Source organism: Flagellimonas beolgyonensis, from assembly GCF_003992615.1.
Lineage (GTDB): Bacteria > Bacteroidota > Bacteroidia > Flavobacteriales > Flavobacteriaceae > Flagellimonas > Flagellimonas beolgyonensis.
Window position 1 is genome coordinate 134,261 of the sequence record NZ_RZMY01000016.1, and the last position, 23,893, is coordinate 158,153.

24 protein-coding genes and 1 tRNA gene are annotated in these 23,893 nt (G+C 43.9%); 9 read left to right on the plus strand and 16 right to left on the minus strand.

Annotation, left to right across the window (positions count from 1 at the left end; all coding sequences use genetic code 11):
- The first annotated feature begins 8 nt into the window (after positions 1-8).
- Positions 9-833, plus strand: coding sequence for a translation elongation factor Ts (gene tsf, locus EO131_RS11580; RefSeq protein ID WP_127022077.1), 825 nt, complete (start codon positions 9-11; stop codon positions 831-833).
- A gap of 66 nt (positions 834-899) precedes the next feature.
- Here tsf and EO131_RS11585 read toward each other — a convergent pair whose 3' ends face one another.
- From EO131_RS11585 to EO131_RS11600, 4 genes are all read right to left on the minus strand, one after another.
- Complete coding sequence (locus tag EO131_RS11585; protein ID WP_164731680.1) at positions 900-1,712, minus strand: DUF4097 family beta strand repeat-containing protein; 813 nt, start codon at positions 1,710-1,712, stop codon at positions 900-902.
- Between the two features lie 4 nt (positions 1,713-1,716).
- Positions 1,717-2,580 (minus strand): DUF4097 family beta strand repeat-containing protein, encoded by an 864-nt coding sequence (locus EO131_RS11590; RefSeq protein WP_127022082.1) that lies wholly within the window; start codon positions 2,578-2,580, stop codon positions 1,717-1,719.
- Between the two features lie 62 nt (positions 2,581-2,642).
- Positions 2,643-3,446 carry a HEAT repeat domain-containing protein gene (locus EO131_RS11595; RefSeq protein ID WP_127022085.1) on the minus strand — a complete coding sequence of 268 codons (804 nt, stop codon included), beginning with the start codon at positions 3,444-3,446 and terminating at the stop codon, positions 2,643-2,645.
- Entirely contained in the window at positions 3,443-3,997 is a 555-nt protein-coding gene (locus EO131_RS11600; RefSeq protein ID WP_127022088.1) for an RNA polymerase sigma factor, read from the minus strand. The genes EO131_RS11595 and EO131_RS11600 overlap by 4 nt, the downstream gene beginning before the upstream one ends.
- A gap of 161 nt (positions 3,998-4,158) precedes the next feature.
- Here EO131_RS11600 and pyrH point away from each other — a divergent pair, with 161 nt between their 5' ends.
- The 6 genes from pyrH to EO131_RS11630 all read left to right on the plus strand — a co-directional run bounded on the left by pyrH (position 4,159) and on the right by EO131_RS11630 (position 11,559).
- Positions 4,159-4,866 carry a UMP kinase gene (pyrH, locus tag EO131_RS11605; RefSeq protein WP_127022091.1) on the plus strand — a complete coding sequence of 236 codons (708 nt, stop codon included), beginning with the start codon at positions 4,159-4,161 and terminating at the stop codon, positions 4,864-4,866.
- A 38-nt stretch (positions 4,867-4,904) separates the two neighbouring features.
- Positions 4,905-5,459 (plus strand): ribosome recycling factor, encoded by a 555-nt coding sequence (frr, locus tag EO131_RS11610; protein WP_127022094.1) that lies wholly within the window; start codon positions 4,905-4,907, stop codon positions 5,457-5,459.
- Positions 5,460-5,533: 74 nt separating this feature from the next.
- Positions 5,534-7,930, plus strand: coding sequence for an efflux RND transporter permease subunit (locus tag EO131_RS11615; protein ID WP_127022097.1), 2,397 nt, complete (start codon positions 5,534-5,536; stop codon positions 7,928-7,930).
- Between the two features lie 89 nt (positions 7,931-8,019).
- Positions 8,020-9,453, plus strand: a complete 1,434-nt coding sequence (asnS, locus tag EO131_RS11620; RefSeq protein WP_127022099.1) for an asparagine--tRNA ligase — start codon at positions 8,020-8,022, stop codon at positions 9,451-9,453.
- Positions 9,454-9,499: 46 nt separating this feature from the next.
- A complete protein-coding gene (gene rpoN / locus EO131_RS11625; protein WP_127022102.1) occupies positions 9,500-10,957 on the plus strand; it encodes an RNA polymerase factor sigma-54 in 1,458 nt (485 codons plus the stop codon).
- Entirely contained in the window at positions 10,954-11,559 is a 606-nt protein-coding gene (locus EO131_RS11630; protein WP_127022105.1) for a hypothetical protein, read from the plus strand. The genes rpoN and EO131_RS11630 overlap by 4 nt, the downstream gene beginning before the upstream one ends.
- Here EO131_RS11630 and EO131_RS11635 read toward each other — a convergent pair.
- The 10 genes from EO131_RS11635 to EO131_RS11680 form a co-directional block, all read right to left on the minus strand.
- The gene (locus tag EO131_RS11635; protein WP_127022108.1) at positions 11,554-12,243 is read right to left on the minus strand and encodes a porin family protein; all 690 of its coding nucleotides are present in this window, start codon (positions 12,241-12,243) and stop codon (positions 11,554-11,556) included. The two genes, EO131_RS11630 and EO131_RS11635, sit on opposite strands and share 6 nt — an antisense overlap.
- Positions 12,244-12,312: 69 nt before the next feature.
- Positions 12,313-12,792, minus strand: a complete 480-nt coding sequence (locus EO131_RS11640) for an ExbD/TolR family protein (protein ID WP_127022111.1) — start codon at positions 12,790-12,792, stop codon at positions 12,313-12,315.
- A complete protein-coding gene (locus EO131_RS11645; RefSeq protein WP_127022114.1) occupies positions 12,789-13,424 on the minus strand; it encodes an ExbD/TolR family protein in 636 nt (211 codons plus the stop codon). Before EO131_RS11645 ends, EO131_RS11640 begins: the two co-directional genes overlap by 4 nt.
- 152 nt (positions 13,425-13,576) lie before the next feature.
- Positions 13,577-14,059: an ExbD/TolR family protein gene (locus tag EO131_RS11650; protein ID WP_127022117.1), complete on the minus strand. Its 483-nt coding sequence runs from the start codon at positions 14,057-14,059 to the stop codon at positions 13,577-13,579.
- Between the two features lie 15 nt (positions 14,060-14,074).
- Positions 14,075-14,680 (minus strand): ExbD/TolR family protein, encoded by a 606-nt coding sequence (locus EO131_RS11655; protein WP_127022120.1) that lies wholly within the window; start codon positions 14,678-14,680, stop codon positions 14,075-14,077.
- Positions 14,681-14,692: 12 nt separating this feature from the next.
- A complete protein-coding gene (locus tag EO131_RS11660; protein ID WP_127022123.1) occupies positions 14,693-15,130 on the minus strand; it encodes a hypothetical protein in 438 nt (145 codons plus the stop codon).
- Positions 15,131-15,156: 26 nt separating this feature from the next.
- The gene (locus tag EO131_RS11665) at positions 15,157-15,885 is read right to left on the minus strand and encodes a MotA/TolQ/ExbB proton channel family protein (protein ID WP_127022126.1); all 729 of its coding nucleotides are present in this window, start codon (positions 15,883-15,885) and stop codon (positions 15,157-15,159) included.
- A gap of 79 nt (positions 15,886-15,964) precedes the next feature.
- Positions 15,965-16,052: transfer RNA gene (locus tag EO131_RS11670), tRNA-Ser, on the minus strand.
- Between the two features lie 66 nt (positions 16,053-16,118).
- Positions 16,119-17,150, minus strand: a complete 1,032-nt coding sequence (locus EO131_RS11675) for an asparaginase (protein WP_127022129.1) — start codon at positions 17,148-17,150, stop codon at positions 16,119-16,121.
- Between the two features lie 3 nt (positions 17,151-17,153).
- Complete coding sequence (locus EO131_RS11680) at positions 17,154-17,921, minus strand: TatD family hydrolase (protein ID WP_127022132.1); 768 nt, start codon at positions 17,919-17,921, stop codon at positions 17,154-17,156.
- Between the two features lie 101 nt (positions 17,922-18,022).
- On the opposite strand from EO131_RS11680, the gene EO131_RS11685 reads away from it, so the two are divergent.
- The gene (locus EO131_RS11685) at positions 18,023-18,463 is read left to right on the plus strand and encodes a retropepsin-like aspartic protease family protein (protein ID WP_127022135.1); all 441 of its coding nucleotides are present in this window, start codon (positions 18,023-18,025) and stop codon (positions 18,461-18,463) included.
- Between the two features lie 72 nt (positions 18,464-18,535).
- Here the strand turns inward: EO131_RS11685 and odhB are convergent, their stop codons facing one another.
- Both odhB and EO131_RS11695 read right to left on the minus strand, forming a co-directional pair.
- Positions 18,536-19,753 carry a 2-oxoglutarate dehydrogenase complex dihydrolipoyllysine-residue succinyltransferase gene (odhB, locus tag EO131_RS11690; RefSeq protein WP_127022138.1) on the minus strand — a complete coding sequence of 406 codons (1,218 nt, stop codon included), beginning with the start codon at positions 19,751-19,753 and terminating at the stop codon, positions 18,536-18,538.
- 22 nt (positions 19,754-19,775) lie between these two features.
- Positions 19,776-22,574, minus strand: coding sequence for a 2-oxoglutarate dehydrogenase E1 component (locus EO131_RS11695; protein WP_127022141.1), 2,799 nt, complete (start codon positions 22,572-22,574; stop codon positions 19,776-19,778).
- A gap of 209 nt (positions 22,575-22,783) precedes the next feature.
- Between EO131_RS11695 and EO131_RS11700 the strand changes: the two genes are divergently transcribed.
- Entirely contained in the window at positions 22,784-23,884 is a 1,101-nt protein-coding gene (locus EO131_RS11700; protein ID WP_127022144.1) for an acyltransferase family protein, read from the plus strand.
- Positions 23,885-23,893: the final 9 nt, after the last annotated feature.

Below are 23,893 nucleotides of genomic sequence, written 5' to 3' on the forward strand. Positions count from 1 at the left end.
CATAGAAAATGGCTAAGATTACCGCCGCAGAAGTAAATAAATTGAGACAGACCACCGGAGCTGGTATGATGGATTGTAAAAAAGCCTTGGTAGAAGCTGATGGTGATTTCGAAAAAGCAATCGAGATCCTTAGAAAGAAAGGCCAAAAAGTTGCTGCCAACAGAGCTGACAGGGAATCCTCTGAAGGTGCAGCCATCGCTAAGGTGAATGCCGATAGCACAGAAGGTGTGGTTATCTCCTTGAACTGCGAAACAGACTTCGTTGCCAAGAACGAAAGCTTTGTGAAACTTGCCAACGATTTGGCCGATTTGGCCCTTGGTTTTGACAACAAAGAGGCTTTTTTGGCCGCTTCGTTCGAAGGTATGACCGTTGCTGATAAATTGACCGAGCAAACTGGTGTGATCGGTGAGAAAATCGAGATTGGAAGCTTCGAGAAATTGAGCGCTCCTTTTGTTGGTTCCTACATCCACGCCGGAAACAAAATTGCTACCTTGGTTGGATTGTCCGCCAATGTTGACGGTGCTGCTGAAGCTGCAAAAGATGTTGCCATGCAAGCTGCCGCAATGAACCCGGTTGCCCTAAACGAGGCTGGTGTGGACCAATCCATTATTGACAAAGAAATCGAAATTGCCAAGGACCAGTTGCGTCAAGAAGGAAAACCTGAGGCCATGTTGGACAACATCGCCAAAGGAAAATTGAACCGTTTCTTCAAGGACAACACTTTGGTGAACCAAGATTTCATTAAAGACAGCAAACAAAGCGTTGCCCAATATGTAAAATCTGTTGACTCCAGCTTGGAAGTAACTGGATTTAAAAGGGTGGCTTTGGGATAATTTTTCCCTTTGCACAATAAAAAAATGCCCCTTTAAAAGGGGCATTTTTATTTCGTGTTGGTCCGGTTATGATTTCGATTTGATCAAAATATCCCCATTAAAGGTCTTGAACAACAGCTCTGGTCCACCGCCATTGATCTTCCCTTTCACCCACTGCTCTATTTTCACCTTATAAGCTCCTTTGCCTTCCTTTTTCTCCGTTTCAGGTTTATTTTCCTGTACCGCCATATCAAAATCGGTGTACACATCCCCCATATCGGACTTGGCCTTGATATTGGCTTTTAAAGAACTGGGGAACGACACTTCCACATTGCCATTGAAACTACTGAACGCCATATCGGTGGCATTACCCATTTTCTTGAAATCGACCTTCACCGGTCCGTTGGTGGTATTGGCCGAAACAGCACCTTCCACATTGGCCAAGGTTATGGCCCCATTCACATTACTTATCTCCAAATCACCGGTAACCCCATCCACATTGATATCGCCATCATTGACCGTACTTAACTTCAATGAAAAATTATAGGGTACTTGAATGATGAAATCTGTTCTACGGCTCCACAATTCATTGTTTATCGTCACCACATTATCATCCTCTTCGGCACTGATGTTCAACCCGGAATTACCAACGCGTTTCATCCCATTTTTGGTTTCCTTGTTTACTTTGTCACTTTCATACACATTTACCTTCACCATGACTTCCTTTCCTTCATAACCGGTTACATTGATGGTTCCGGATATCTGCCCCAGTTCCAATTTGCCTGGTTGATCAGGATTGCTCAACGGAACAGTGAACAAATCGATTTCCTTCTTTTGGGCCGAAAGCATTCCTGTGCCCAAAAACACAACAAGTAGTGTAATAACATTGATCTTTCTCATAACATTAGATTTTTTTGATGAATACATTTCCGTTCAAGGTTTCAAAATCGAAATCCACTTGACCACTGCCGATCTGCACCACCGGTCGGGATTCGAATTTATATTTGGGCTTACCCTTATCGCCCCCATTCTTACTGGTTTTCACAAACTGTTTGTCAATATCAAAATCGGTGAACATTTCCCCGTTCATGCTTTTAAAGGAAATATTGGCCGAAAGGGACGCCTGATATGAAATATTGATATCGCCGTTTAAGGCATAGTACCGTGAGGAAACTTTGGGATTTTGGGCATAGGAAATATCCACATCGCCATTCACACAGTTCACCTTCGTTTTGCCCGTAATGTTGGTCAAACGAATACCGCCGTTCACGTTGTTGGCTTCCACGTAATTGCCTTTGGTATTCGCCACATGTACTTCTCCGTTGTTTACGGTACTTACATTTACCTGCACTGCATTGGGTACTTTAACCGTAAAGTTGAGCACATGTTCATAGGGAACATCCTCATTGTTGTTGCACCAATTGTAACTCAACTTGTCGGCATTAAACTGCATGTAGGGGGCATCGGGATGCAAAATCACACGATCGGATTCTTGCAGGACCTTAAGTTGAAGTTCTTTTTTGCCCAACTCCAGATCCGAGGTGTTATCGGCCCTTATGATTTTCTCCACTTCCACAACCACCGTACTGCCATTGTACCCTTCCACGGTCACGGAACCAAAAACATTCCGAATTACCAGACTATTGGCCGATTCGTTGCCCAAAGGGACTTGTTTCTTGATGGTTTCACTAAACTCTTTTTGTTGTGCCGAAGCACTCCACACACCCAAGCTTAAGCATAGGCATGCCATGAATACTAACTGTTTCATCGTTTTAAAATATTAGACTGTTCGTAATTTGATTTTGGCCAAAGGGCCGATTGATAAATAAACTATATGATGGATTCTATGGTTTTCTCTATTCGTTTCTTCACAGTGGTATCCAATTGCTTCTCTTTCAACAATTGCTTGAAAGGTGCTATGGAAGCTTTTTCCTGAAGGGCCACCATCAGGTTGGCCAATGTAATTTGCAACAACGGAGATTCCTGATTGGGAATGGACTGTACCAAACCCTGCCGCACCATGGGATTGTCCACATAGTTGGTCAACGACTCAATTGCTGCCAAGCGAACATTTACATCAGCGTCCCGATTAAGGGTCTGCAACAAGGCCTTGATGACAATGCTATCCGCCGATTGGAATTTATTTGCCTCGCTGACCCCTTGCAACCGTTGGTTGGCCGATGGCTGATCTAAAAGGGTCAGAACCAATTTTTGTCGCACCTCTTCCGTTTCATTTTGGGCAATCACCATGTCTTGGGGCTCCGGCCTCGACCCTACCGATGGTGCTAAAAAATAGCCCAAGGTCAATCCTACAATCAACAATAGCATTCCAAAGGCCCATTGCGGCTTAATCAGATCTGTCAACCATGCGGGCAATTGTCCATTTGACGTCTTCTTTTTTTGTTGCTCCATTTCGACGTTCAGCATTTCATAAAATGCCCCATCCATCTGATTGGAAGGTTCCGGTGATTCCATGGCGTCCATCATGGCCCATCCTTCTTTTAGGACCAAAAACCTTTCCTTGTACCCAGGGTTGTTTAAAAGAAGCTCCTCAAATGCCTTGGCATCCACTTCGTTCATGGTCCCGGCCAAAAAATCCATTGCCAGTAATTCAAATTTTTCTTCCTCCATCATAGCATTTCCATTTCTAAAAAAATTTTTCTTAAATCGTTCAAAGCCCTGTGCACCCTAACCTTAGCCGCCCCTTCCGAACATCCCACTATTTGGGCTATTTCGTGAAATTTTAATTCCCTGTATTTGCTCAGGAGCAAAATTTCCCTTTTATCATCTGGCAGAAAGGTCAAGGCCCTTTTTAACCGAATGGCATCGCCCTGTTGGTCCATGGTTTCATTCAATCCATCATCCGACCCTTCCATCACATCTTCTGGAGCTATTCCATCGAAAATCCTTTCCTTGGAAATCTTCTTGTGATGGTCGTTGTTCACATTCCTTGCCATTTGGAACATCCACGCGGCAAATGCACCGTCTCCCGAATAGGATTCCCGATATTTTAAAATCCGCACAAATACATTTTGGACCAAATCCTCACTGACCGAAGGATTGTTGCCCAAATTGTAGAAAAACCCAAAGAGCTTTCGCTTATGACGTTCGTAAAGCAAACCCAACTTGTCCAAGTCGCCACTTTTCACTTTCATCATTAAGACATTGTCGGTCAGATTTTGCAATTTCTTGTTATTTAGGTCAGTTGTAGGATATACCGTTGTTTTGGAAAAAGGTTACAGAATGTATGGATTTTTTATGCATTTATTTCGGTAGACTTCCCATTTTTCCATGATTTCCCATAAATAATTTTGATTATTTTTGTCCCGACTTCAAGATACCTTCAATGCGATACAAAAGAATTTTATTAAAACTGAGTGGAGAAGCCTTGATGGGCAAAAAACAGTACGGCATAGATGCGGACCGATTGGCCGAATATGCCGACGAGATCAAGTCTGTGGTGGACAAAGGTATCGAAGTGGCCATCGTGATTGGTGGCGGCAACATATTTAGGGGACTTGCTGGGGCAAGTCAGGGTATGGACCGCGTACAGGGCGACCACATGGGAATGTTGGCCACCGTGATCAACGGATTGGCACTGCAGAGCGCCTTGGAATTGAAAGGGGTACAGACCCGATTGCAATCTGCCATCAAAATCAATGAAGTGGCCGAACCCTTCATCCGTAGAAGGGCAATGAGGCACTTGGAAAAAGGAAGGGTCGTAATTTTTGGAGGTGGTACCGGAAATCCGTATTTCACTACCGATTCCGCTGCCGTGTTGCGGGCCATCGAAATCAATGCCGATGTAATCCTCAAAGGCACAAGGGTGGATGGAATCTATACCTCTGACCCTGAAAAGGACAAGAATGCCACCAAATTCGATTCCCTATCGTTCCAAGAAGTGCTTTCGAAAGGTTTAAAAGTAATGGATACCACGGCGTTCACATTGAGTCAGGAAAACGAATTGCCCATTGTTGTTTTTGATATGAACACAAAAGGAAATTTGATGAAAATCGTTTCCGGGGAGAACATTGGAACGGTGGTAAATGTTTAATTGGACCCATTTTTGATATCGTAATAAAAATTTAGAGCATGGACGAAGAAGTAAAATTTGTACTGGATAGCACAAAAGAAAGTATGGATGCCAGCATTTCACATTTGGAAAAGGCTTTCATTAAAATCCGTGCCGGTAAGGCCAGCCCGATAATGCTTTCTTCCGTAATGGTGGAGTATTATGGTTCCCAAACACCACTTTCCCAGGTATCCAACATCAACACTCCGGATGCCCGAACCATTTCGGTGCAACCTTGGGAGAAAAATCTCATGGGCGAAATTGAAACAGCCATCATGAATGCCAATTTGGGCTTCAATCCAATGAACAACGGCGAAATGATCATTATAAATGTACCTCCATTGACCGAGGAACGTAGGGTACAATTGGTAAAACAGGCCAAGGCAGAGGCAGAGGATGCCAAAGTTAGTATCCGAAGTGCAAGGCAAGAAGCCAACAAAGAGCTGAAAGCCCTTGAAATTTCGGAGGACCTGTTAAAAAATGCCGAGGTGGATGTTCAAGAACTTACCAACACCTACAGCAAAAAAGTGGATTCCATTTTGGCCGTTAAGGAGGCCGAGATCATGAAGGTATAATTTTACCCAATGATCCAGTCCTTTTTTAGGAACACAGCGGATCATTTTCTACCTTTGCGCCCAACAAAACCCAAATGGTAGCAAAGCTCACTAAAGGATTTTGGCCCAAGGTCGCTCGAATAATTCTCCGCAATAGAATCCTCATACTTTTAGGGATTGCCGGTGCCACTGTTTTTTTTGCAATGCAGTGGAAAAACATCCGCTTTTCCAATACTGAGGCCAATATTCTGCCCGACGACCACCCTGCCACCATACAATACAATGCATTCACCAAAATATTTGGTGAAGAAGGCAATGCCATTGTCTTTGCCGTTCGGGATTCTGCCCTTTTTACGCCCGAAAACTTTAACCGTTGGAACCGATTGGGCAAACAGTTGGAAGCTTTTCCCGAAGTCGATTTTATAGTAGGTTTGGAAAACCTGAAAGTATTGGTGAAGGATGACGAAACCCAAGCCTTCACCATGAAACCTTTTCTGAAGTCTCCACCCAAGACAACCGAAGAAATCGATTCCTTAAAAAATCATTTGTTCAACAACTTGCCCTTTTACGACAATCTGGTGTACAATCCCAAAAGTGGCACAATCCAGACCATTGCCTATTTGGACAAGGACATAATGAACACCGCGGTCAGGAATGAATTCATTCTCAACGACCTTGGCGATTTGATCAAAAGCTTTGAAGAAGAAACCCAACTCGATGTCCGGGTATCCGGCATGCCCTATATCCGTACTTGGAACACCAAATCCATTACCGATGAAATCGGTGTTTTTATTGTCGCTGCACTTTTGGTGACCTCGGTGATCTTCTTCTTTTTCTTTAGAAGTTTCAGGGCCACCTTTATCTCTATGTGCATTGTGATCATTGGGGTGATGTGGGCCTTTGGCATACTTGGTCTTCTACAGTATGAAATCACGATTCTCACCGCCCTTATTCCACCGTTGATCATTGTAATCGGTATACCCAACTGTATATTCCTGATCAATAAATACCAACAAGAAGTTAACAAGCACGGAAACCAGGCACTATCGCTGCAACGGGTGATTTCCAAAATTGGAAATGCCACCTTGATGACGAACATTACCACGGCTTCCGGTTTTGCCACATTCATTATTTTGGACAGTGACCTGCTCAGGGAATTTGGTATCGTGGCCTCGATAAATATTGTTGGGATTTTCATCCTGTCCCTTTTGATTATCCCGATCATATACAGTTTTATGCCGCTACCCAAAACCAAGCACCTTAAGCATTTGAACAAAAAGTGGATGGACTTTTTTGTAAACTGGATGGAGCGGATGGTAAGGGACCATCGAGTTGCAGTTTATATTACCACTGTGGTGGTTTTGGTATTGAGCGTTGTGGGCATCTATCAAATTAAAATTACAGGTAGCCGAATCGAAGACCTGCCCAAAAACACCCATTTTTATAAGGACATCCAATTTTTTGAAGAGGAGTTTGATGGTATCATGCCCATGGAGATCGTAGTGGATACCGAACGTAAAAATGGGGTAACAAAACCGGCCACCCTAAAACGAATGGATCAATTAGGCACCCTAATTGACGAAATACCGGAACTCTCAAGACCCATTTCCATTGTGGATTTGGTGAAATATTCCAAACAGGCCTTCTATAATGGCATTCCAAAATATTATCAGTTGCCCACCAGCCAAGAGAATACCTTTATCATGGATGCCGCCCGAAAATCCTCAACGGATGGCAATCTTTTGGAAAGTTTTGTGGACAGCACCGGCCAAACGGCACGATTGACCACTTACATGCAAGATGTGAAGATCGATCGTATGGAAGAAATTGAGCAGGATGTACAGGCTGCCATCGATAAGTTTTTCCCAAGTGATCGGTACCATGTGTATATGACCGGCAAGGCCCTTCTGTTTTTAAAGGGAACCAAATACTTGGTCAAGAACCTGTTGTTGTCGTTGGCACTGGCCATTGGATTGATCTCACTGTTCATGGCATACCTGTTCCGATCGTTCCGAATGGTGATCATTTCCCTGGTGCCCAACCTGCTGCCCTTGTTGGTCACTGCAGGGGTCATGGGCTACCTGGGTATTCCGATAAAGCCATCGACCATTCTGGTGTTCAGTATTGCATTCGGAATTTCGGTGGATGACACCATCCACTTTTTGGCCAAATACCGACAAGAGCTTGCCACGCACCGTTGGCACATTAAACGATCGGTTTATGCCGCCCTTCGGGAAACCGGGGTGAGCATGTTCTATACCTCCATTGTACTGTTCTTTGGCTTCTCCGTGTTCATCATTTCGAGTTTCGGAGGCACCAAAGCGTTGGGAGGTTTGGTATCCGCCACGCTGCTCTTTGCCATGTTGTCCAATTTGATTCTTCTGCCATCGCTATTGTTGTCTTTGGAAAGGAGCATTGCCAACAAACAGGTCCTTAAAAAACCGCAGATCGACATACTGCCGAAGGATGAGGACAATTTGAAGGACAAATAGTCCGCAAAACCTAGATAAATTAGGTGAATCCATTGCCTTCAATTTTTTTCAAAAACCTATCTTTACCGTTTAAATTACTATAGTTTACAATGAAGTCTTATTCCATAAAAGAATTGCTAGAAAAGCAACCCGTAGGAGATTCCATAGAAGTAAATGGATGGGTAAAAACATTTAGGAGCAACCGCTTTATCGCATTGAACGATGGTTCCACGATCCATAATTTGCAATGTGTGGTCGACTTCGAAAATTTGGACGAGGCTGTACTGAAACAAATAAACACGGGTGCTGCCCTAAAGATTTCTGGGGAATTGGTAGAGAGCCAAGGAAAAGGCCAGAGCATCGAGATCCAGGCTTCCGATGTGTTCGTGCATGGCTCGGCAGACCCCGAAACCTACCCTATTCAACCCAAAAAGCACTCCTTGGAGTTCTTGAGGGAAAAGGCACACTTGCGCATTCGGACCAACACCTTTGCTGCGGTAATGCGTGTGCGTTCTGCCCTGGCATTTGCCATCCACAGCTATTTTCAGCAAAACGGCTTTTACTATATGCATGCCCCGATCATTACCGGTTCCGATGCCGAAGGTGCAGGGGAAATGTTCCGGGTATCGACCTTAAATCCCAAAAATCCACCATTGAATGACAATGGAGAAGTTGATTTTGAAGAAGACTTTTTTGGCAAGGAGACCAATTTGACCGTTTCCGGACAGTTGGAAGCCGAAACCTATGCCATGGGATTGGGAAAAGTATACACCTTTGGCCCCACTTTTAGGGCAGAGAATTCGAATACCTCCAGACACTTGGCCGAGTTTTGGATGATCGAACCCGAAGTGGCCTTCAACGACCTCGATGCCAATATGGACCTTGCCGAGGATTTTATCAAGTTCATTATCCAATATGTTTTGGATAACTGCAAGGACGATTTGGAATTTTTGGAAAACCGGTTGTTGGACGAGGAAAAATCCAAACCCCAGCAAGAACGTTCCGAAATGGCATTGATCGAAAAATTGAAGTTCGTGGTCGAGAACAATTTCAAAAGGGTTTCGTACACCGAAGCCATCGATATTTTAAGGAACAGCAAACCCAACAAAAAGAAAAAATTCCAATATTCCATTGATGAATGGGGTGCCGATCTTCAAAGTGAGCACGAGCGCTTTTTGGTGGAGAAACACTTTAAATGCCCGGTGATCCTTTTTGATTATCCGGCCAAGATCAAAGCCTTCTATATGCGCTTGAACGAAGATGGTAAAACAGTTCGGGCCATGGATGTGCTTTTCCCCGGTATTGGTGAAATTGTTGGAGGATCGCAGCGAGAGGAACGTTTGGAGGTATTGCAACAAAAGATCAAAGATCTGGGCATAGACGACAAGGAACTTTGGTGGTACTTGGACCTTCGCAAATTTGGAACCGCGGTACACAGCGGTTTTGGACTTGGTTTTGAGCGCATGGTACAGTTCACCACTGGTATGGGCAACATCAGGGATGTTATTCCCTACCCAAGAACACCTCAGAACGCTGAGTTTTAAATTGAATTTATAACTTTATAGTAAGGAGGATCATAAATCTGTTCCTATGCTGAAGCAACATCTACAGTTTAAGCTTTCACAAAAACTGTCTCCACAGCAGATTCAGCTCATGAAGCTCATTCAATTGCCCACACAGGCTTTTGAACAGCGCTTAAAACAGGAGTTGGAAGAAAACCCTGCCCTTGAGAGTGGAAAGGCGGAGAGCGAAGCTATGGATGATGTGTATGATGATGCCTATGACGATTCATCGGATAGCGAGACCATTGAGACCGATGATATCAATATAGATGATTACCTGAGTGATGATGAAATTCCGGACTATCGTACCCAAGCAAACAATTATAGTTCGGACGATGAGGAAAAAAGCATTCCCTATGCCGCTGGAATTTCGTTCAACCAATACTTGATCAACCAACTCAATACGGTGTATTTGGATGATGAGGAATGGGCGATTGCCGAGTTTTTGGTGGGCAGTGTGGACGAGAGCGGTTATATCCGTAGGCCACTGGGCGACATTATGGACGACCTTGCCTTTACCCAAAACATTTATGTGGAGGAAAAGAAGATAGAATCCGTGCTGAAGGTGGTGCAAGATTTGGATCCACCCGGTGTGGGTGCCCGTTCATTGGATGAATGTCTGATCATTCAATTGAAGCGAAAAGAACAGAAACCATCCGTGGAACTGGCCATCAGCATTTTGGAAAAATCCTTTGACCAGTTTACCAAAAAGCATTACGATAAGCTCATTCAAAAACACCATGTTTCGGAAGCAGAACTGAAGGATGCGATTTCGGAAATTGAGCGATTGAACCCCAAACCAGGAGGTTCCTATTCGGGCGGAACCCGAATGATAGAGCATATCGTCCCCGATTTTTCCATCAAGATCGTGGATGGGGAACTGGAACTTACCCTGAACGGCAGAAACGCTCCGGAGTTACATGTTTCCAAGGAATACAGCAATATGTTGGAGGGCTACAAAAACGCCAAGGAAAAATCCAAGTCCCAAAAGGACACGGTGCTTTTCATCAAACAGAAATTGGATGCTGCCAAATGGTTCATCGACGCCATCAAACAACGCCAACAGACGTTGTACATCACCATGAAAACCATCATGGACTACCAGGAAGAATATTTCCTAACCGGGGATGAACGAAAACTGCGTCCCATGATCTTAAAGGATATAGCGGACAAAATCGACATGGATGTTTCGACGGTTTCCCGTGTTGCCAACAGTAAATATGTGGATACCCCCTATGGCACCAAACTCATTAAGGACTTCTTTTCCGAAGCCATGAAAAATGAACAGGGTGAGGATGTATCCACCAAGGAGATCAAGAAAATTTTGGAAACGGTAATTGGGGATGAGCAAAAGAAAAAACCATTGACCGATGATAAACTGGCCAAGATCCTTAAGGAACGAGGCTATCCAATAGCCCGACGTACGGTAGCGAAATATCGCGAACAATTGGGCATTCCCGTGGCCCGTTTAAGAAAGCAAATTTGACGAACCACTTTCACAACATTATCTCCTATATTTTCCATCCGCTCTTTATTCCGTTCGGTGGTACCGTGCTGTATTTTACCATTGCCCCTTACAGCACTTTGGAAATGCAAAGTGGCAACATTGTGCCGATTTTCATTCTTACGGTGATCATTCCGATCATTTTCTTTTTGATCCTAAAGAATATGGGGGTAATCCATTCCATATTTCTACCCACTCTTCAGGAGCGAAAATACCCACTCTACATTAGCAGTATCATCTTTCTGATGATATTGTACAAGGTAATCCCCAACAATTATGTAAACGAACTGTTCTATTTTTTTACGGGACTGTTGACCGCTACCGGTGCAACCTTGATCTTGTTATTCCTTAGGTTCAAGACCAGTATGCATTTGTTGGGCATGGGCAGTATTTTGACCTACATGATCGCGTTGAGCATCCACTTTGAAATCAATATAACCCTAGCCATAAGCCTTTTTACGCTATTTACAGGTATGGTGGCCACTTCAAGGCTCTACTTGAAGGCACATACCAAAAATGAACTCTTGATTGGATTTATGGTGGGCTGTGTTTCCCAGCTGATCATTCTTAAATATTGGCTATAGAATATAGAAAATTACGCCAATACGAAGGGTCCGCATATCAATGGTATCCCCATTGGTCAATTGGGTACCCTCTTTGAGCAGTGGATTAAGGGCATAGTAGGCATGAATGTTCCAAGTGTTGTATCCAAAATTCACCATTAGGCCGTACTGCCACTTTTCGATATCGTTATTGACAAAGGCAACCGTGCCATCTTCCATGACCACCCGAGACCTCCCAGAAAAGACATAGCCCAATTTGGCACCCGCATAAATACGCCAAAATTTGTACTCTTCGGCAGTTGAGGTACGCCAACGAATTTCAAAGGGCAATTCTATCGCATGGGTCTCCAACTTGCTCCTATTAAAATCGGCCTGATCCATGATTTCGTAAGTTATGGAACCGCCTGTCTCACTGGCCACTATATTGGAGTAATAGGAATTGATGGCATAGCCCAAGCCAAGTCCAACGCCAAAATTTCTACGACTGTTGAACGGAATGTCCTTGATAATACCCAACTGCAAGCCATACGACAGATTCCGCTGGACCACATCGGTTGGTTTTTCCAACAATACGTTATAGCCCAATCCAATATAAAATTGGTCTTCCAAATATTTTGTGTCTGCCGTGGTGGAATCGACCATTTGTTCTTGGGAAAACCCGGAAGTGGATACGAGAAAAACCAATAAAAGGAGGTAACGACTCATTGTAATATGTTCCAAAACTAAAAACAATCCAAATTACGCATTTGGATTGTTTTCAGTTCAGGTTTTGGATTAAAACTTTTGATTGCCAGATTCTCCTTGATGCGTAGTATAATTTACTTTGTACACATGAACTTCTTGAAGTTCTTTTTTGATATCGGCAACCATTCCCACTTTTACGTTTTTATCGACCTTTAATGCCACTGTTACAAAGTTCCTAATGGACTCTGGTTTTTTGGACAGCTCTTGCAAAACAAAGGGTCCAATATCAGTGATCTGTGCAATTTGGTCATTGAGTTGTATCCGCAGTGCATTACCCAATGTTTTTGCCAATTCTTGTTTTGGCATGCCCACATAAATTTCAATCAGTCTGTCCTTCTTGTCCAGTGTATTGATCGCAGTGGCCATTGGCAATTCGTTTTCAACCAAAAGTTCGTTGTTGCTAATGGTAGTTACTGTCATAAAAAAGAACAGGAGCATAAATACGATGTCGGGTAAAGATGCTGTAGAAATTGCGGGCTCCGATCTGTTTCGTCCATTGAAAGCACTCATAAGTTCTGATTTTGGGATTGAACATTCAATTCTGCCTCACTTATGTTCATGGGAAACAAACTGCGAATGGTTTCAACACGCTCCTTTAGGATGTTCTTTTCTGAGGCGTTGGACTCTGGGGCATAATAGCGATCTTCCATCTGATCGAAATCTTGCCCATACAGCCGTTGTGCTTCACGATTACGCAATGTATTATAGGCAGCTGCCAATTGGTCCTGTATATTTACATACATACCATAAGAAGCATTTCTATCACTATTTAAAACTATTATTGCCTCCTTTGGGTTATCTGACAATTCCGGATTACGCGATCCTTTGCAATAATCGCAATAGGTTCCATCGGTCCCAACCTCACCGCCATTGTCCAAAAAAGCGATGACTTGGTCCTTGAGTTGATCGGTGGACATTATTTTTTCTTCCACCAATAATTGATCGTACTTGTTCAAACTTATTCGGAATACATTGCGCTCGTTAACCACGATGGAGGTTTGGTTATCTTCTTGCGGCAATTTTCGATCTAGACCCTTATCGGTCTCAATGGTCGTGGTGACCAAAAAAAAGATCAATAACAAAAATGCAATGTCGGCCATGGACCCTGCATGAACTTCGGGATTTTCTCTGGTTCTTCTCATAATGAAAAATGATTGGATTGAAATATGGTTTTGGTGCTCCTTAACACCAACACAACAATTATTCCAAAAGAATTCCAAGAATGGAACCACAGAAACAAAAAACGCTCCAAATCAATGATTTGGAGCGTTTCCCACTAAATCTAAGTTATTGTCTACTGTAGATTGTTAAATGCATCGCCTTCATAGGTAGTGTAGTTTACCTTTAGGGCGTTTACCTTTCTCAATTCTTGTTTTATATCAGTGATAAGACCCATGTTGGCATTCTTATCCACCTTTAATGCAGTAGTCAATACGTTTTGAAGTTCTTGAGGTTTTTTAGCACGCTCAGCCAAAATAAATGTACCAACTTCATCTACATTGGCAAACTTATCGTTCAACTGAATCTTAGGTTCAGAACCAAATACCTTTTGATATTCCTGGGTCGGTTTTCCCACGTAAATGTAAATTACGCGGTCCTTCTTCTCCAATTTCTTTACCTCTGTTGCGTTGGGAAGCGTGTTTTCAACCATTAACGAACTGTCTTTCATCGTGGTTACGGTCATAAAAAAGAACAGCAACATGAACACGATATCCGGCAAAGATGCAGTGGATACCGCTGGCAAATCCCCGTCCTTCTTTTTTGTAAACTTAGCCATACTAAATTCTAGTTTTTAATTGGTTGATGTTTCTGCTTCTGAAAGCTTTTGCGGGAACATATCTTGGATTCGTTTTACCTTGTCCTTTAAATCGTCCCTAATCGCTGAAGGGGTTTCAGGATTCAAGTAATCTGCTTCCATTTTGGTGAAGTCCTGACCATATAGTCTTTGGGCTTCACGGTTACGCAAATCATTGTACGCACCCACCAATTCGTTTTGAACGGTGATGTAGGTACTGTACTTGGTCTCCCTGTCATTCTTCAACGAGATGATGGCCTTTGTTGGATTATCGGATGATGACTGATCTTTCTTGCCCTTGCAATAAGTACAGGATCCATCCGCATTGTTTTCAAGAAAAGCTGTTGCAGCTTTTCTCAAATCCTTCAAGTTCATCAAATTATCTTCCACCAACAATTGACCATTTTTATTGATGTTTACAGTAAAAATGTTCTTTTGCTTAATAACAACATCTTGATCTGGCGGCTCAATGGGCGGCAACATACGATCCAGACCTGCGTCGGTTTCAATGGTGGTGGTCACCAAGAAAAAGATCAACAGTAGGAAAGCAATGTCCGCCATGGAACCGGCATTTACTTCCGGTGCTCCTTTTCTTCTAGGCATAATTCAACTTTTTTACTTTACAAACATTTTCTTCAAACCTGGAAAAACCATTAGAACAACCGCTATAACGGTTAGGATAAAGAATACGTTCAATCCCATTCCAATGTTTTTTACAGTACTTTCCGTAGTTTCAATACCTCTGGATGCCATCTCTGTTACCACTTGGGTGTTGTCAGAGGACAGTCCGTATGATATGGCCACAACGATAGCCAATCCGCCAATACCGAACAGGGCTTTCTTCAAACTTCCCTTGGTGGAAAGCAATTTTGTGAATCCAAAGAACACGGCCGAAACCACAGCAATCGCCAACAAAATGTACATAATAATGAACATGAAGTTCATTGATCCACTGTTGATGGCATTTGGATCATCGGCAGACGGAAGGGAGAACCATAGTACGGCTGCAAGCAATCCGATGACGATGAGTATAATTTTTACTAGTTTATTCATGATTCCCGATAGTTTTTAATTCGTAATTATTTCTTGTGAGCGGCCAACATATCAATCAAGGATATGGAGCTGTCTTCCATGTCGTTTACGATACTATCGATTTTAGCAATGATGTAGTTGTAGAAAATCTGAAGGATAATCGCAGTGATCAAACCGAATACGGTTGTCAACAACGCCACTTGGATGTCTCCCGCAATCAAGGAAGCACTCAAGTTACCTACAGCAGCAATTTTCTGGAAGGCCTGAATCATACCGATTACCGTACCCATGAACCCAAGCATCGGGGCAATGGCGATAAATAGGGACAACCAAGACACGTTTTTCTCCAACTGGCCCATTTGAACACCTCCGTAGGCCACAACTGCTTTTTCAGCGGACTCCAAACCTTCATCAGCTCTATCCAAACCTTGGTAGAAAATGGAAGCAACAGGTCCTTTTGTGTTTCTACAAACTTCTTTGGCAGCTTCGATACCACCTGAAGCCAAAGCGTCCTCCACTTGTTGCTTCAATTTGGTAGTGTTGGTGGTTGCCAAATTCAAATAAATGATTCTTTCAATAGCCACAGCCAATCCCAAGATCAAACAAAGCAGTACAACTCCCATGAAGGCAGGCCCCCCTTGGATGAACTGTTCTTTCAATACCTGGGTGAAACCTTTGCTGGCCTCAGCCTCTTCTTGTAACATTGCTGCAGATGCAGATGTAGTTCCCAAAACAAACATTCCGGCAGCAGCCAGAGTAAAGGATATTTTTTTCATTTTACTTAAAACTTAAATTTAGTTAGTTAATAATGTTAAAGATATAAAAATTTTGCAATTGAAAAACTAAAATACCTAGCAGAGAGGAAGGGATTCGAACCCTCGATACACTTTTGGTGTATACACACTTTCCAGGCGTGCGCCTTCGACCACTCGGCCACCTCTCTATTCCTTCATTTAGGGCGACCAATAAACGAAAAAATAATCAGTTTTAGAAATTTGAGGCGTTAATTTTACACCATTTCCCCACGAAGTGAGGTTTCGAAAATTGTCTTGAACAGTTTGTCCGGCACCCCTGTCCCCAAAAGGTACATGGCCTTGGCAACTGCGGCCTCCGTTGTAATATCCTTGCCGTTAACCAGTTGCATTTCCTTAAGCTTTTCACTGGTCTCGTAATGCCCCATAAAAACACTGCCCCCCGAGCATTGGGTTACATTGATGATGTGCAATCCTTTTTTTACGGCCAGCTTCAATTCGTTCAAAAACCATTCGTCCATCGGGGCATTTCCTGCCCCATAGGTTTCCAGGATCAAAGCCTTCAAACCGGGAATATTCAAGACGGCATGCACCACTTCCTTATTGATGCCCGGAAACAATTTAAGTATAGCCACCCGATCGTCCATGCTTTTATGCACGATGAGGGATTTGTTTTTCATTGACTTTTTTACCAAATAATTAGAGTGCACTTTTAAATGCACTCCCGATTCCACCAAAGGGGGATGGTTCAAAGAAGCAAAGGCCTCAAAATGTTCCGCATTGATCTTAGTGGTGCGATTGCCCCGGTATAGCTTGTACTCAAAATACAGGCCCACTTCCTGTACCACCGGCTTCCCCTTTTCCTGTAATGCAGCTATCTCAATGGAGGTAATCAGGTTCTCCTTGGCATCGGTACGTAGATCGCCAATGGGCAATTGGGATCCGGTAAAGATCACCGGCTTGGCCAAATGCTCCAACATAAAACTGAGGGCGGAAGCCGAATAGCTCATGGTGTCGCTACCATGCAGCACCACAAAACCATCATTGTCTTCGTAATTGTCCTCGATGATGGATGCGATCAAAGCCCAGTATTTGGGATTCATGTTGGAAGAATCGATGGGCTCCTTGAAAGAGACTCCCTTAAGACTGCAATCCAATTGGTCCAGTTCGGGAATGTTCTTGATGAGCTCCTCAAAATTGAAAGCACGCAAGGCTCCGGTTTTGTAATCCTTGACCATACCAATGGTGCCGCCGGTATAAATCAATAATATGTTGGTCTTCTTTTTCATGGGCTATACTCCAAATACTTCAACGGAATTTTGGGTGGTAATTTCCGCAATTTCCTCGACAGGCCTATCATATATAAAGAATAACTTTTCCAGCACCTGATTCACATAGGCACTTTCGTTTCGTTTGCCGCGATACGGAACCGGTGCCAAATAGGGCGAATCGGTTTCCAACACAATGTGCTTTAAATCAATTTGATTTAAAAACTGGTCGATCTTCCCGTTCTTGAACGTGGCCACTCCCCCGATGCCCAACTTCATATTATAGGATAGGGCTTTGTGCGCTTGCTCCAGGGTTCCAGTAAAACAATGGAAAATTCCAAAAAGGTCGTCCCCTTTTTCTTGTTCAAGGATTTCAAAAATCTCATCGAACGATTCCCGACAATGAATCACGATGGGCAATTGATGCTTTTTGGCCAATCGGATCTGATACACGAAAGCTTCTTGCTGTTGCTTCAAAAAGGTCTTGTCCCAATACAGGTCGATACCGATTTCACCTACAGCATAAAACTTCCGTTTGGTCAGCCACTTCTCTACCAGTGCAAGCTCTTCCTTATAATTCTCCTTGACATGGGTGGGATGCAGACCCATCATCAAAAACACATTCTTTGGATAATTGGACTCCAAATCCAGCATGGCCTGGGTATAGGTGGAATCGATGGCAGGGATAAAAAAGCGTTGCACTCCGGCATCCAGTGCACGTTGCATCATGGCATCACGGTCTTCGTCAAAGGCTTCGCTATATAAATGGGTATGGGTGTCGGTTATGATCATATCACAAAAATAGATTTATCTTAGTTGTCCCAAAACTTTGTCCCGCATTATATGTAAAGATGCTTCGATTGCTCTCAGCATGACATCACTCAATAAACAATATGACATCATTAAAAAAGTTCCTGAAATCCAAAGACTATATTAAAATCCCCTTGGTGTTTACCGAAACGAACCACTTTGAAATCGTGGCTAAGATCAATGGCATTTCCGGCAAGTTCATTTTGGATACAGGGGCCTCCAACACCTGTGTGGGCATGGACAAGATCGAGTTTTTTGCCATGGCCTCCGAGGCCACCGATGTGAAGGCCGCCGGTGCAGGTGCCGTTGATATGGAAACCTTGATCTCCACAAAAAACACCATCGAAATCGGGAAATGGAAAAAAAAGAAACAGAAAATTGTATTGTTCGACCTGGTCCATGTAAACCAAGCCCTAGTTTCACACAATGCCTTACCCGTTGATGGCATTATTGGTGCCGATGTACTCAAAAAGGCACGTGCCATTATCGACTACAATAAAAAATGCCTCTACTTAAAAAAGTAAAGGCATTTGTTCTTTACCCCTCCCAAATCCACTTCGACTTCGCTCAGAGGACTCGTTTGGAATGATTTTATTTTATAGCTCCAACGCTTTTTTCACGTTGTTGTCCATCAACAATTCTTCCGGACTTTCCAATGCTTCTTTTACGGCCACCAAGAATCCGACAGATTCTTTTCCGTCAATGATCCTGTGGTCGTAGGACAAAGCCACATACATAACAGGGGCAATTGCAATGGCACCATCTCGAACAATGGCACGCTCTACAATATTGTGCATACCCAAAATACCACTTTGTGGTGGGTTGATGATCGGTGTACTCAACATGGAACCGAACACTCCCCCATTGGTAATGGTAAAGGTACCCCCGGTCATTTCATCCACGGTAATATCACCTTCCCTGGCACGAAGGGCCAAGCGTTTCACTTCGGCCTCGATACCCCTAAAGGTCAAATTTTCCGCATTTCGAATCACGGGCACCATCAATCCTTTGGGTCCGGATACCGCAATGCTGATATCACAGAAATCATAGGTGATCATTTCCTTGCCATCAATCATAGAATTTACAGCTGGGTACATTTGTAAGGCACGGATCACCGCTTTGGTGAAGAAGGACATAAAACCTAGGCTTACCCCATGCTTATCCTTGAACTCATCCTTATATTTCGAACGCAATTCAAAAATGGCCGACATATCCACCTCGTTGAAGGTAGTCAACATGGCGGTTTCATTTTTGGCAGCTACCAAACGTTCTGCCACTTTTCTGCGGAGCATGGATAATTTGGAACGGGTTTCACCACGGCTGCCACCGGTGGGCGTGCCCATGGATGGAACTGCTTGTATGGCATCTTCCTTGGTGATACGACCATCCCTACCCGAACCAGAAACGGACGAAGGCTCAATGCCTTTCTCATCCAATATTTTTTTGGCCGCTGGCGATGGCGTGCCGGAGGCATAGGTTTCCTTTTTGGGTTCTTCCTTTTTCACCTCAGCTTTAGGTTCCTCTTTTTTGGGCTCCTCCTCCTTCTTCTCGGCTTTTTTGGCTCCTTCCGGTTTTTTGGCGCTGGTATCGATAAGGCAAACCACTTCACCCACCGCAACGGCATCCCCAACTTCTGCCTTAAGGGTAATAATTCCGCTTTCCTCGGCAGGAAGCTCCAATGTTGCCTTGTCCGAGTCCACCTCGGCTATGGCCTGATCCTTCTCCACATAGTCACCATCGGCTACCAACCATTCGGCAATTTCAACCTCTGTTATGGATTCCCCGGGAGAGGGGACTTTCATTTCTAAAACCATGCTGTTATCGTTTATACTTGTATTATCGAATTTTCATATTATCCTTACTCTTGTCGAAAACGTACTCCAAAACTTGGGCGTGACGTCTTTTGGAACGCACCGCGCTACCAGCGGCCGGCGCCCCATAAAATCTTCGGGAAGCCACCCTGAATTGTCTGGCCTCATCCAAATGCATCAAGATAAAGCTCCAAGCACCCATGTTGCGGGGTTCTTCCTGTGCCCAGACAATGTCGTTGGCATTCTTGTATTTCTTGATGATGGCTCGCATTTCCTCAGCAGGCAATGGAAACAACTGTTCCACTCGCACCAAAGCGACATCATCCCTGCCCAATTCTTCTCTTTTGTCCCAAAGGTCATAATAAAACTTACCAGTACAGAAAACCAAGGTCTTTACTTTGGCCACTTTGGCTTCGGCATCGTCAATCACCATTTGGAAACTGCCATTGGCCATTTCTTCCTTGGTGGAGACCACTTTAGGGTGACGCAACAAACTTTTTGGCGTAAACACCACCAATGGTTTGCGGTATTTGGCCTTCATCTGTCTGCGCAACAAATGGAACAGGTTGGCAGGTGTGGTCACATCGGCCACATACATATTGTCCTTGGCACACAATTGAAGGTATCGTTCCATACGCGCAGAGGAATGCTCGGCACCTTGGCCTTCATAACCGTGTGGCAACAATAGCACCAATCCGTTCTGCAATTTCCATTTATCCTCCGCAGCCGACAAATATTGGTCGATGATGATCTGGGCCCCATTACTGAAATCCCCGAACTGTGCTTCCCAAATAGTCAACGTTTTTGGGCTTGCCATGGCGTAACCATAATCAAACCCCATAACGGCATATTCGGACAACAATGAATTATAGATGTGGAACTGACCGTTTTGGTGTTCACCCAAGTCGTTCAACAATACCACTTCCTCTTCGTGCATTTCTGTTTTGATCACGGCATGACGGTGCGAGAAGGTTCCCCGCTCCACATCCTGACCGGTCATTCTCACGTTATAGCCTTCTTCCAACAAGGATCCATAGGCCAAAAGTTCGCCCATGGCCCAGTCGAGTTTGTTATCCTTGAAGTACATGTCGTGACGGGCCTCTACCAAACGCTCCAGTTTACGCAAGAACTTTTTGTCCTTGGGAAGTTCAGTGATCTTTTCGGCTATAACATCCAACTTTTTGAGGTCGTAAGTGGTGTCCATCGGTTTCAGCATCGCTTCTTCGGTCACCTGCTCAAAGCCTTCCCATTCATCCTGCATAAAAGGAGTGATACGGGTCTTTTCTATTTTACGGGAATCCAAAAGATTTTCTTCCAGATCACTCTTGTATTTTTCCTCTAGATCCTTGACATAATTCTCATCGATGATGCCCTCAGCTATCAATTTAGCTGCGTAGATATCCCTTGGATTGTCGTGCTTGGATATGGCCTTGTACAATAAGGGTTGGGTGAACTTGGGCTCATCCCCTTCATTGTGGCCGTATTTACGGTAACCCAACATATCCAAGAACACATCCCTTTTATAGCGCATACGATACTCCAAAGCAAAGGTTGCTGCATGCACCACGGCCTCGGCATCGTCCGCATTCACATGCAATACCGGGGAAAGGGTCACCTTGCCCACATCGGTACAATACGTTGACGAACGTGCATCCAAATAGTTGGTGGTAAATCCGATCTGGTTGTTTACCACAATATGGATGGTACCTCCTGTGTGGTAACCGTCCAATCCGGCCATCTGTATGGTTTCGTACACCACACCCTGACCAGCAAAAGCAGCATCTCCATGTACCAAAATGGGCAGTACTTCTGAGATATTCCCGCTATGATCCTGATCTTGCTTGGCCCGCGCAATACCTTCCACAATGGAGTTTACGGTTTCCAAGTGCGATGGGTTCGGGGCAATGTTCATATTGACCATTTTGCCCGTATCGGTCTCCCGCATGGAAGTCCAACCCAAGTGGTATTTTACGTCCCCATCAAAGATGGTTTCTTCATAATCCTTACCATCGAACTCGCTAAAGATGTCCTTTGGGGATTTCCCGAATATGTTGGTCAACACATTCAAACGGCCACGGTGGGCCATCCCCATCACAAACTGCTTCACCCCTTTGTCGGCCGCTTTTTCGATGATCACATCCAATGCGGGAATAAGGGATTCATTTCCTTCCAACGAAAACCGTTTTTGCCCCACATATTTGGTGTGCAAGAAACTTTCGAAGGAAACGGCTTCGTTGAGTCTTCTTAGGATATTCTTCTTTTCATCCGCAGAGAACTTTGGATGGTTATCGTTTACATTGAGCCAATCCTGGATCCATTGGATACGTTCCGGGGTTCGGATGTACATGTATTCCACCCCAATGGCATCGCAATAGATGCTCTCCAAATGGGTTACAATCTCTTTTAATGTGGCCGGACCAATGCCCAAAATTTTACCTGCATCGAACGTGGTATCCAAGTCCTCATTGGAAAGACCAAAATTGGCCAGTTCCAAAGTGGGCTCATACTTTCTACGCTCGCGTACTGGGTTGGTCTTGGTAAACAAGTGGCCACGGGTTCTATAGCCATCGATCAATCGAATGACCTGGAATTCCTTTTGAAGGGTCTCGGGCATTTCCACCTGCTTGCCATTGGGCAGCACGGCCATACCCATCTTTTCTTCGACCAATCCCAATTCGTCCAAGGAACTTTCCATACCGAAATCGAATCCTTGAAAAAAAGCCCTCCAACTGGGCTCTACACTATCGGGGTTTGTAAGATATTTATCGTATAGCTCCGCAAAGAACGAGGTATGCGCAGCATTTAAAAATGAATATTTGTCCATTCCTTATGTTTCTCCAAATCTTTATGGAAAATTTCTTCAAAAATACGGGTTTTACCGTTTATACAAATGCGATTTAACCAAATATTGCCCAAAAATCACAAACATTTTACAGAACTGTTGGGAAAGCGACAATAACGAAATAATTGTTGGAAATGAATGGGGCAAACTAAAAAAAATATAACTTGGGGGCACTTCAAAACCAACCAAACATGTCCACGCTTAAAAACCGTTACCTATCCTTGGATGTTTTCAGGGGCCTTGATGTGGCCTTGATGATCATTGTGAATTCGCCCGGAAGGGGCTCCACCACCTTTTCTCCCTTGCTGCACGCCGAATGGAACGGTTTTACCCTGACCGACCTTGTTTTCCCAACCTTTCTTTTTGTGGTGGGCAATTCCATGAGCTTTAGCATGAAGAAATACGAAAGCATGGGTAATTCTGCGGTTTTCAAAAAAGTGTTCAAGCGTACGGCCATTATTTTTCTTTTGGGCTTTTTGATGTATTGGTTTCCTTTTTTTGATGATGGGCAACTAAAACCTTTTTCAGACACCCGAATTTTTGGGGTATTGCAACGTATTGCGCTGTGTTACATGTTCGCCTCCATCATTCTTCACTTTGTGAAGACGAGGACCGCGATTTGGTTGAGCATTGCTTTTTTGGCAGCTTACCATTTGATCTTGATTGGGTTTGGAGACCTTACCCTTACCGGCAATGCCGTGCTTAAATTGGATGAATGGCTTATCGGTCCCAATCATATGTACCACGGTGAAGGCATCGCTTTTGATCCCGAAGGTCTTTTGAGTACGTTGCCGGCGATTGTGAATGTAATCATTGGTTATTTGGCCGGAAAATTCATCCAACAAAATGGACAAAACTATGAGACCATCTCGAAATTGATGATGGTCGGTTTTGCATTGGTTTTTGCCGGATTGGCCTGGGACCTCTTGCTCCCCATCAACAAAAAACTATGGACCAGCTCCTTTGTATTGCTCACTTGCGGTATTGACCTTGTTGCGATTGCCACGCTGATCTATTTTCTGGATATGCGGAAAACCAAAGGCTGGAGCTACTTTTTTGAGGTGTTTGGCAAAAATACCCTGTTCATCTATTTGCTTTCCGAACTGTTTGTAATTAGCCTTTTTTCGATTGATGTGGGCGATTCGTCGCTGTATCGTTGGATTGCCGATAACGTTTTCATCTCTTGGTCCGGTGGCTATATGGGATCATTGCTCTTCGCGCTCTGGATTATGCTTACCTGCTGGGTAGTGGGGTACGTTATGGACAAAAAAGGCATTTATGTAAAGGTGTGAACCAAAGGT